Genomic DNA, 9,576 nt, shown 5'->3' with positions numbered 1-9,576 from the left:
GTGCCGGGCGCCGTGGGCGCCGTGCGGGACTTTCGCAACACCCCCTAGAGGCGTTGCCAGAGCGCGGGGACGTTCGGCGGCTCCCAGCCGACGACCGCGGTGTGCGCCTGCAGGCAGCGGTAGGCGAGTCCCGCGTACGTGGCCCCGTCGCCGGCCCGGTACGCCCGGCCCGGTGTCCAGGTGCCCGTGGGCGGTGGTGTCGTCGGCGGGGGAGTGGTGGGCGGGGTCGTCGGGTCCTGGGGCACGTCCAGGACGAAGTCGAAGGTGCCCTCCTGGCCGGGTCCGGCCTGGCGCAGGTTCATCAGCAGGCGGCTGTCGAAGAGGGTGTCCGTGCTGTTGCGGGGCTCGCCGGGGAAGTACAGCTGGGTGGTGACCACTCGGCGCCCCGGCGCCTGGAGTTTGACGTGCAGGTGGCGGGTGCGCCCGGGGTAGAGCCCGGGAACGACGGTGGTCAGGCTGAACGAGCCCCGGGCGGAGCTGAACTGGTGCCCGCGGAAGCGGTAGCCGCTGTTGTCGTACGCGCCGGTGTGGTCCGCCTGCCAGAAGTCGAGCAGCACGCCGGGGATCGGGCGGCAGGCCCGCCCGAAGACGTACCCGGTGACGGTGAGCCGGGTGCCGGGCGTACCGCTCGTGATCAGGGAGTCCCGCAGCGGGGAGTCGGGCTTGAAGTACGGGCCTTCCATCTGCTCGACCGTCGGCTCGTCGCCGTCATGGCAGTCCGGGGTCGGGGCGAGGGCGGCGCCGCCCGATGCGGGCTGGTCGCGGGCGAGTGCGACCCGCCCCCCGATCAGCAGCGGGGCGGCGCCGAGCGCGGCGGCGGCGCGCAGGACGGTCTTGCGGCTGACCCGGCCTCCGCCTCCGGCGGGTCCGGGTGTTGCGGTGGGTTCCTCCGGTACGGGCATCGAGGCCTCCTCGGCTGGACGGGCGGGGGTGTGGGCGCGCGAGGGGGGAGGGAGGGACGGACCCTGGCGGGGGCCCGTCCGTCCCGGGCGGGCCTCGGGGTCCCGATCGCGGCCAGCAGTCAACCTACGGGCCGTCAGGGTGCGCGGCGATGGACTCGATCCGGGGATCGTGGTGATTTCGACCGGCCCGGTCCCGGAACTCGCCCGGCGACATCCCCGTCTCCCTCCGGAAGAACCGGCAGAAGTACGCCGGGTCCGAGAAGCCGGCCAGGTTCGACACCTGGCGTACCGCCAAGTTCGTGCCGGACAGGAGCCGCTTCGCCTCCAGCGTCTGCTGCTGCCGGATCAGGCTGCCGGGGGAGCGCCCCGTGGCCCGCCGTACGAGCGTCTGGAAGTGCCCGGCGGACAGGCCGAGTTCCCGCGCGTACCAGCCGACCGACCGCCCCGTCCCGCCGGCCTCGCAGAGCAGCCGGCTGAAGGCCGCGGCCAGTTCCGCGGCCCGGTCGCGCGCCGGAGCAGGCGCCTCCGGCGGGCCGCCGGTAGGGCCGGGGGTCCGTGAGGCCCGGGCGATCAGGATGTGCAGGCAGGCCCGCAGCACGTTCTGGTAGCCGGGCCGCAGGTCCCGGTACTCGCCGCCCATGTCGGCCAGGAGCGCGGCGATCGGCGCGGCCTGGTCGCCGGCGGGGTGCCCGGGCCGGCCGGCCAGCGCCCGCAGGGCGGCCGCGTCGTCCGCGTGGGGCAGGAGGAAGTCCTCGTTGAAGAGCACCACGTGCCCGGTGAGCCCGTCCGCCCCGTCCCAGTGGTGGACCTGGCCGGGGGTGATCACGCACAGCTGCGGGGGCTCCACGGGCCGGCGCACCAGGTCCAGCACGTGCGCGCCGCTCCCGCCGGTCACGTAGACGATCTCGTAGAACGTGTGCCGGTGGGGGAAGGCGGCGCGTGACAGCGGGCCGATGGTGTCGAAGGTCCCGATCGCGAAGGGCAGCAGGTGGGGGAGGGGGACCTCGAGGCGGTGCAGCGGGAGATCGGGCAGGCGGGTGTTCCGGAGCGGCTCCATCCCCGCAGTCTCCGGCCCGCCCTCCAGGAGGTACAGACCATTCACGGACGTCGACCGCCGCCCGCCCCGAGGCTCGGCGGGCGGGCGGGCGGCGGACGGCGGCTCTCCCGTCAGGGCCGGCGGTCCTTCTGCTCCGCGGCCTTCTTGAGGGCGTCCAGCCAGGTGACGAGCGACGCGTCGAGCGCGGCGGCGAGGCCGTCCCGGTCGGCGTCGACGGGTTGGCCCGCCCAGGACTCCCGGGTGCGGACGACGACGCCGTCGCCGTCCTCGGTGAAGGTCCACTCGTGGACGCCGGTGATGCCGTGGGCGGGACCGCCCCAGAGGATGCGGTGCGCGGTGTCGACCGCGTAGACGGTGGAGTCGATCGACATCCCCGCGGTCATCCAGTGGAAGGCCGTTCCGGGGGCGACCGGGCCGTCGAGCCGGGCCCGGGTGACGGCGGACAGCCATGCGGGCCAGCCGCCGATGTCGGTGTGCAGCTGCCAGACCCGCCCACCGGCCGCAGGGCGACGGGCCGCCGGCCCGAGGCGGCTTCGATCCGAGCGTCCGCGTGGCCCAGGACCCGGCGGTACCAGGCACTGCGCGGCCCGAACGCCGACCGGACGTACGCCCGTTCGTCGACGAGCACCATCCAGAGCGGCCTGGCCGACCACCGGCCGTCCGCGTGCCGTGTCCACAAGATGATCTCCATGGGGTCCTCGAAGGTGTCCATGCCCCCACCTTCACGGCCCGGCCCCCGCCTACGCGTCGGTGGCCATCGCCTATACGGACGCACACCGCCGCCGCGGGCGGACCCGGGCGGCGACGGTGCCGTACCGCAGGCTCAGGAAGGGCGGGGTCCCGCCGCCCGGCGGAGCCGGTTGGCGATCGCCAGGCCCAGCCCCTCCTCCGCCGGCAGGGACGCGACGATGAGGTCGCACCCCCGGTCGTCCAGCTCGCGCAGGAACCCGTAGAGCCCGCGGGCGTAGGCGGCCGGCGAACCGGGGACCTCCACGACGGCGTGGGCCTTCACATCGGCGCCGTCGAAGGGCCGCGGAAGGAGGAGGCCCACCCGGTGCCCCTGCTCCTGGGCGCGTTCCGCTTCGGCGACGACCGTCTCCGGCTCCACCAGGACCACCCGCGCGCGGGGCGCGTAGTGCGACGGATGCTGGCCGGGCACGCGCACCTGGCTCGTCGAGGGGACGGCGAGCGGGAAGCCCAGGACCGCTTCGAGGTCCTCGCGCGTCACCCCGCCGGGCCGCAGGATGCTCGGAACGTCACCGGTGACGTCCACGATGGTCGACTCGACGCCGACCTGGCAGGGGCCGCCGTCCAGCACCAGGTCGACGGCCTCACCGAGTTCCGCGCCGACGTGGTCCGCCGTGGTGGGGCTCACCGAGCCGAAACGGTTGGCCGAGGGGGCCGTCACCCCGCCGCCGAAGGCCGCCAGCAGCTCCAGCGCGACGGGGTGGTCGGGCACGCGCACGGCCACCGTCTCCAACCCGCCCGTCGCCTCCAGGGGCACCCGGCGGCCGCGCCGCAGCACCAGCGTGAGCGGCCCGGGCCAGAAGCGCTCGGCCAGCAGTCGCGCGGTCGGGGAGACCTCCTCCACCCAGTCGTCCAACTGCTCAGCGCCGCCGATGTGGACGATCAGCGGGTGGGAGGACGGGCGTCCCTTGACCTCGAAGATCCGGTTGACCGCGTCCGCGTTCTCGGCGTCGGCGCCGAGCCCGTAGACGGTCTCGGTCGGCAGGGCCACCAGGCCGCCGGCGCGCAGCACACCGGCCGCCGCGGCGATATCAGTCGTTCTCGTCGTCACACCCGCGATTCTCCCACCACACCGCACCCCGCCGTCCCGGACCCCGGGTGCCTCCCGCTTTCGAGGGCGCCGGAGCCCGAGCAGGCAGCCGGCGGGGGAGACACCCGATCGGCCCCCCAGGACGGGGCCGCGGGCACGAGCGATGCGACGCTGGGGGGTGAGGAGGCGCGTGCGGTGGCTTTCATGGACTCCCTGGTGCTGTTCGCCCCGTTCTTCGTGCCCGTGATCAGCGGCCTGGTCGGCGGGGCCAGCCTCCTCCTCCGGGACCGGCGCGAGGCGCGCAGCGCCGACCACCATTACCGCCGGCAGCTGGAGAAGGCGCAGCTGGAGATCCAGTTCATCACCGGCTGGATCCAGGCCAGGGACCAGGCCGGGACCACCGCCCCTGAGCGGGATCCGGATCCGGATCCGGTCAGCTGGCTGGACGACTGCTACGCATCGGTGCACCGCGCCAGAACGGACACGGGGGCCCGCCACCGGACGGGGCCGGTATCGCTGCGCCGCCTGCTCCTGCTGGGGGAGCTGAGCGGCCCCGCGAAGAGCATGCGCGTCCTCTACTGGACCTCCCTGGCCCTGTTCAACGCGGCGCTCGCCTGGTGGGTGAACGCACTCGTCTCCGGCGTACCGGGCTTCATGCACGAGGAGGGCGTCGCCGAGTCCGAGGAGATCGGGTCGTACCTGGCGGTGGCCTGCTTCTTCTTCGTGGTGTCCGCGGTCATGTGGGTGTGGACGGTGCACCTGGGCGCGGCCGAACCGGAACAGGTCTACCGCAAGCGCATCGACTCGGAAGCCTGGGCCCGACAGGAGCACCAGAGGCGCGGGACCGCCCGCCCGGACACGGATCCCCGCGGGACCGCGGGCTGATCCGCGCGGCCGCCGGTCTCCGGCGTGTGAGGACCGGCGGACCGGGCAGTCGAGGGAGTACGCAGGACGGCCACGATCGAGGCCCACGAGCACCCGGAACGAGGAGCACGCGATGCACGAGCACAAGAACAGGCACCACGAGACCACTCGGCCCTCGAAGGCCGAGGGCGAGAGCGGCGACCGCGAGGCGCGCGAGGAGGCCGAGGACGCGGTCATGCCCGGCAGCGGAGACGGCGAGGCCGGGGACGCCCTCACGCCGAACACCGGCGCCCAGCGCCGCACCGCCGGGCGCGAGCCCCGGCGGTGAGCCGCCGGGGCCCCCGTCCCGCCCTCCCGCTTCAGTCGACGCCGGTGGCCGGCTCGGTCGCGTAGCGGCTCATCGCGTCGATGTTGGCGCGGGGCGTCAGGGGCCGGCCGGCGGAGAGTTCCTCCTGGAGGTCCCGGAAGTACTGCACGTACAGGTCAGGGGTGAACGTGCTGAGCATGACGGCGGGTTGGCCGGTCAGGTTGGCGAACGTGTGCGGGGTACCGGGCGGAACCACCACGAGCGTGCCCGCGGCGGCGTCGTGGTCCTCGTCCCCGACCGTGAACCGCACGCTCCCGGACAGGACGTAGAAGCCCTCGTCGTGTCCCGCGTGCCGGTGCTGCGGCGGCCCCTGGGTGTGCGGGGCGAGGACGGACTCGGCGATCGCGAGGCGGTGCCCGGTATTGCCCCCGTCCTCCAGGATCCGCATGCGCGTACCGCCCAGAACGATGATCTCGCCGTCGCCGGGACCCACCACCGATACGGCGGGGCCGGCCTGCGGCGCGTGTGCCTTCACTTCTTCGGTCATGCCCACCAGTGCACCGCCGGCGGTCCGCCCGTGTCCAAGACCCGTCCTGCGGAGCCGATACCGCCCGGGTATCGTCGCAGCGTGGAGCTGAGGACCCTGCGCTACTTCGTGGCCGTCGCCGAGGAACTCCACTTCGGCCGGGCCGCCGGCCGACTGCACATGAGCCAGCCGCCCCTGAGCCGGGCCATCAAGCGGCTGGAGGCCGACGCGGGAGCCCCGCTCTTCGCCCGCTCACCCACCGGCGTCACCCTCACTCCGGTCGGCACGGTGCTCCTCGACGAGGCGCGGGCCCTGCTCGACCACGCCGACCGCGTCCGCGCACGCGTGAGCGCGGCCGCCGGCGCCGCGACCATCACCGTCGGAATCCTGGGCGACGGCACCGACCCCGGGCTCTCCAGGCTGGCCGCCGCCTACCGCCGGACCCACCCCGGGATCGACATCCGCATCCGCGACGCCGATCTCACCGACCCCACCTGCGGCCTGCGCGCCGGGCTGGTCGACGTCGCGCTGACCCGGGCGCCGTTCGACGGGACCGCCCTGACGGTGCGTGCGCTGCGCACCGATCCGGTCGGCGTGGTCCTGCGCGCCGACGACCCACTGGCCCGCCGCGCCCGGCTGCGGCTGGCCGAGCTCGGCGACCGCCGCTGGTTCCAGTTCCCGCCGGGCACCGACCCGCTCTGGCAGTCGTACTGGAACGGCGGCACACCGCGCGAGGGGCCGGTGGTGCGCGCGGTCCAGGAATGCCTGCACCCCGTGCTGTGGAACGGCACGGTCGGCCTGGCCCCCCTCGGCCACGACCTGCCCGCGGAGCTGGCCGTGGTGCCGCTGACCGACATGACGCCGAGCCGCGTGGTGGCGGTGTGCAGGGCGGGCGACACCAACCCGTTGGTCCGGTCCTTCGTCGAGACGGCGGCGGCCGCCTACCGTCACTGAGCACGGCCGACCGGCCCTGCCGCCGCTCGTGCACCCGTCCCACCGTGGGACAGTGGCCCCATGACGTGGTCGCCCGATCCCGACGCCCTGCGCGGACGCGTCGCCGTCGTGGCGGGCGCGACCCGCGGTGCCGGCCGGGGTTTCGCGGCGGCGCTCGGCGAAGCGGGCGCGACGGTGATCTGCACGGGCCGCAGCAGCGTCAGGGGGCGGGACGGCTCCGACTACGACCGGCCGGAGACGATCGAGGAGACGGCGGACCTGGTCTCGCGGCTCGGGGGAACCGGCATCGCGGTCCAGGCCGACCACCTCGACCCCGAGCAGGTCCGCCGTCTGGCGCAACGCCTGCGCGACGAGTACGGACACATCGACGTCCTGGTCAACGACATCTGGGGGGCCGAACTCCTCAAGGGGGGTCCCGCGCGGTGGAACACCCCGGTGTGGGAGCACGACCTCGACGACGGCCTGCGCATCCTCCGGCTCGCCGTCGACACGCACCTGATCACCGCCCACCACCTGCTGCCGCTGCTCGTCGCCCGACCCGGAGGCCTGCTGGTGGAGGTGACCGACGGAACGACCGGCATCAACGCCTCCTGGTACCGGATCTCCGCCTTCTACGACCTGGCCAAGGCGGCGGTGAACCGGCTGGCGTTCTCCCTGGGCCACGAGCTGGCCCCGTACGGAGCCACCGCCGTCGCCGTCACCCCCGGCTGGCTGCGGTCGGAGATGATGCTCGACAACTTCGGCGTCACCGAGGCCACCTGGCGCGAGGCCCTGGCACCGGGCCGGGCCGGCGGTCTTCCCACCGCGCCGGAGGAAAAAAACACGGTCCGAGTCGCCGCGCTACGTGGGCCGCGCGGCCGCGGCCCTGGCCGCCGATCCGGAACGCGCCCGCTGGAACCAGAGATCGGTCACCTCGGCCGAACTCGCCCGGGCCTACGGGTTCACCGACATCGACGGAACCCGGCCGGACGGCTGGCGCGACCGCTGAGCCGACTCCCTCGGCCAGGGCAGTGCCCGGCGCCCCGGCCGGCGCCCGGTGGATCCTGCCGGAGTTGGGGCAATCGCCCCGATCATCCCTGTGCCGATCCTGCGGGCTTCCTTAGGGGAACCTGAAGAACCCCCTCCGCGGCGCGATGTGCCCTGGTCACCGGCCTAGGCTCGGCGTACTTCCCGTCCCCTCTCCAGTGAGGTGTTACCGGCATGAGCCGCAGCCGTACCCCCGCGACCCCGTCCCGTGCAGAGGCCCGCCGGAAGAAGGCGACGCGGACCCGCATCGTCCTGTCCGTCACCGCGGCCGCCGCCGTGGTGGCGGTCGGGGTCGCGGTGGCCGACTCGGGCGGTGACGACCGCAAGGACCAGCAGGCTTCCGGAGCCGCGTCCGACGCGGGGTCGTCGCAGCCGAAGACGGACACCACCGACCCGGCCCCCGCCGGGAGCGCCTCGGCCTCGGCCTCGGCCTCGGCGAGCCCGAGCCCCAGTACGAGCCCCAGTACGAGCGCGAGTGCGAGCCCCGGCTCCTCCGGGGCGGCCGCACCCGGCGACGGCACGCGGCCCGAGAGCGCGCCCGACACCTCGGGGGCCGACCGGCCCGCCAAGCCGGCGCAGGGCTCCGCCCCCACCAAGGGCAGCGGCTCCGGCGGGACTTCCGGAGGCTCCGGATCCGGCTCCGGTTCCGGTTCGGGCTCCGGTTCGGGCTCCGGAACCGTCAACGGGGACGCCGAGTCCGCCGTCCTCGCCCTCGTCAACAAGGAGCGTGCCGCCGCCGGATGCGGTCCCCTGACGGTCAACGCGAAGCTCAGCTCGGCGGCCCGGGCGTACAGCGACACCATGGCCCGCAGCGGCGTCATGTCGCACACCGGGCCGGACGGGTCCACCATGACGAGCCGGGTGGAGGCGGCCGGCTACAAGTGGTCCGGCCTCGGCGAGAACATAGCCCGCGGACAGAGCGACGCCGAGGCGGTCATGTCGGCCTGGATGAACAGCTCCGGCCACCGCGCCAACATCCTCAACTGCTCCTTCAAGGAGATCGGGATCGGCGTCCACAAGGGTGACGGCGGCCCCTGGTGGACCCAGGACTTCGGCACCGCGAGGTAGACCGCCGCGCCCGCTCCCTCGACCGCTTCCCCTCCTCCCGCTCCAGAGGCCTCCACGCGCCCGCCCCGCGGGTCCGTGGACGTCCACGTCCCCCTGCTCCGGCGGTCAGGGGGACGTCGGCGTTCACCGGGCGCGCCGGCGCGCGACCGTTGCCGCACCGATGCCGGAACGGGGCCGGAACGGGGGAGGAACGGGGGAGGAGCCGGTTACGCGCCGCGCCGCGCGTCGGCCACTATGGGCCCGTGTCCCGAACTCCGCGCTACCTGCTCATATGGCTGTCGTGCACCGCCGCCAGCGTGACCGCCGTCCTCGCGACGGTCCAGTTCGTGGTCGGGTCGACCAGCCACAAGCCTCCGGCCGCGCGTTCGGCCCCGGTCGTCATCGACACGCCCCCCGCCTGGCAGGCGGGCAGCCCCGGCCCGGAGCAGGCCTCCCCGACCGCGAGCGCTTCCACGAGCCCCTCGCCGTCCGTGACGCAACCGCCCTCATCGGCGCCCCCCTCGCCCAGCCCCGTCCCCGCCAAGGCCCCCACGGCGGCCCCCCAGACCGGCGCGCCCCGGCCCGGCGTCGACTGCGAACGCGGCGGAGCGGGCCTGCACACCGTTCCCTCGCAGGGCGGCAAGGTCACGGTCCGGTACGGGAGCCGGGGCGTGTGCCTGATCTCAGCGGTCCCCGGCCTGGGATTCAGGACGACCACCTCGCAGGCCTCCGACGACACCCTCACCGTCACCTTCAGCAACGACGGCCACCGGTCGGAGATCACGGCGACCATCACCCCGTCCGCCAAGGCGAGCGTCCGCGAGAGCTCCTTCTGACGGTCCTCGCGCTCCCGTCGGCCGGTCGCGGTGAAGCGGAAGGTGAGCTGTTCCTTAGGGCAACCTGAAGATCGCCCCGAGCCGGTTCCACGGGGCCCCGGCGGCCCTATGCTCGCGTCAGCCGAGCGGCCGTCGGCGCCGGGGCGCGAGCCCCCGTGCGGCGCCGGCCCCGGCTTCACCGAGCCGGGACGCGCCTCGCCGTCCCGCCGTCCGAACCTGCCCTGGGATCATCGCCATGAGCTCTCGCATGCTCCGATCCGTCCGCTCCGGACGCCGCACG

General features: G+C 74.6%; 10 protein-coding genes and 1 pseudogene. 6 read left to right on the top strand and 5 right to left on the bottom strand.

Features of this window, described 5'->3' with window-relative positions; all coding sequences use genetic code 11:
- Window positions 1–44: 44 nt before the first annotated feature.
- The 4 genes from SSNG_RS00670 to SSNG_RS00655 form a co-directional block, all read right to left on the bottom strand.
- Window positions 45–902, bottom strand: a complete 858-nt coding sequence (locus SSNG_RS00670; protein ID WP_007261843.1) for a carbohydrate-binding protein — start codon at window positions 900–902, stop codon at window positions 45–47.
- 124 nt (window positions 903–1,026) lie between these two features.
- The gene (locus tag SSNG_RS00665; protein WP_063749863.1) at window positions 1,027–1,959 is read right to left on the bottom strand and encodes an AraC family transcriptional regulator; all 933 of its coding nucleotides are present in this window, start codon (window positions 1,957–1,959) and stop codon (window positions 1,027–1,029) included.
- A 110-nt stretch (window positions 1,960–2,069) separates the two neighbouring features.
- A complete protein-coding gene (locus tag SSNG_RS43320) occupies window positions 2,070–2,612 on the bottom strand; it encodes an SRPBCC family protein (RefSeq protein ID WP_241695192.1) in 543 nt (180 codons plus the stop codon).
- 170 nt (window positions 2,613–2,782) lie between these two features.
- Window positions 2,783–3,757 (bottom strand): L-threonylcarbamoyladenylate synthase, encoded by a 975-nt coding sequence (locus SSNG_RS00655; protein WP_007261839.1) that lies wholly within the window; start codon window positions 3,755–3,757, stop codon window positions 2,783–2,785.
- Between the two features lie 174 nt (window positions 3,758–3,931).
- Between SSNG_RS00655 and SSNG_RS00650 the strand changes: the two genes are divergently transcribed.
- Together SSNG_RS00650 and SSNG_RS00645 are read left to right on the top strand one after the other, a co-directional pair.
- Window positions 3,932–4,621 carry a hypothetical protein gene (locus SSNG_RS00650; protein WP_129593268.1) on the top strand — a complete coding sequence of 230 codons (690 nt, stop codon included), beginning with the start codon at window positions 3,932–3,934 and terminating at the stop codon, window positions 4,619–4,621.
- Window positions 4,622–4,733: 112 nt separating this feature from the next.
- Complete coding sequence (locus SSNG_RS00645) at window positions 4,734–4,928, top strand: hypothetical protein (RefSeq protein ID WP_007261838.1); 195 nt, start codon at window positions 4,734–4,736, stop codon at window positions 4,926–4,928.
- Window positions 4,929–4,959: 31 nt separating this feature from the next.
- On the opposite strand, the gene SSNG_RS00640 is transcribed toward SSNG_RS00645, so the two are convergent.
- On the bottom strand, window positions 4,960–5,454 hold the full coding sequence (locus tag SSNG_RS00640) for a cupin domain-containing protein (RefSeq protein ID WP_128636810.1): 495 nt from the start codon (window positions 5,452–5,454) through the stop codon (window positions 4,960–4,962).
- A gap of 96 nt (window positions 5,455–5,550) precedes the next feature.
- Here SSNG_RS00640 and SSNG_RS00635 point away from each other — a divergent pair, with 96 nt between their 5' ends.
- The 4 genes and pseudogenes from SSNG_RS00635 to SSNG_RS43315 all read left to right on the top strand — a co-directional run bounded on the left by SSNG_RS00635 (window position 5,551) and on the right by SSNG_RS43315 (window position 9,296).
- A complete protein-coding gene (locus SSNG_RS00635; RefSeq protein ID WP_042802649.1) occupies window positions 5,551–6,387 on the top strand; it encodes a LysR family transcriptional regulator in 837 nt (278 codons plus the stop codon).
- Between the two features lie 60 nt (window positions 6,388–6,447).
- Window positions 6,448–7,375: pseudogene (locus SSNG_RS00630) on the top strand (SDR family oxidoreductase).
- Between the two features lie 212 nt (window positions 7,376–7,587).
- The gene (locus SSNG_RS00625) at window positions 7,588–8,481 is read left to right on the top strand and encodes a CAP domain-containing protein (RefSeq protein ID WP_007261834.1); all 894 of its coding nucleotides are present in this window, start codon (window positions 7,588–7,590) and stop codon (window positions 8,479–8,481) included.
- 242 nt (window positions 8,482–8,723) lie between these two features.
- Window positions 8,724–9,296, top strand: coding sequence for a hypothetical protein (locus SSNG_RS43315; protein WP_241694957.1), 573 nt, complete (start codon window positions 8,724–8,726; stop codon window positions 9,294–9,296).
- The last annotated feature ends 280 nt before the right edge of the window (window positions 9,297–9,576 follow it).

It is taken from the genome of Streptomyces sp. C, assembly GCF_000158895.1.
In the GTDB taxonomy this organism is placed as follows: Bacteria; Actinomycetota; Actinomycetes; order Streptomycetales; family Streptomycetaceae; genus Streptomyces; species Streptomyces racemochromogenes.
This window is presented reverse-complemented; position numbering and strand designations above follow the sequence as displayed.

Bases quoted from the DNA above. Each gene is read 5' to 3' on its own strand.
- SSNG_RS00670 (WP_007261843.1), bottom strand. From the start codon at position 902: ATGCCCGTACCGGAGGAACCCACCGCAACACCCGGACCCGCCGGAGGC.
- SSNG_RS00665 (WP_063749863.1), bottom strand. From the start codon at position 1,959: ATGGAGCCGCTCCGGAACACCCGCCTGCCCGATCTCCCGCTGCACCGC.
- SSNG_RS00645 (WP_007261838.1), top strand. From the start codon at position 4,734: ATGCACGAGCACAAGAACAGGCACCACGAGACCACTCGGCCCTCGAAG.
- SSNG_RS00640 (WP_128636810.1), bottom strand. From the start codon at position 5,454: ATGACCGAAGAAGTGAAGGCACACGCGCCGCAGGCCGGCCCCGCCGTA.
- SSNG_RS00625 (WP_007261834.1), top strand. From the start codon at position 7,588: ATGAGCCGCAGCCGTACCCCCGCGACCCCGTCCCGTGCAGAGGCCCGC.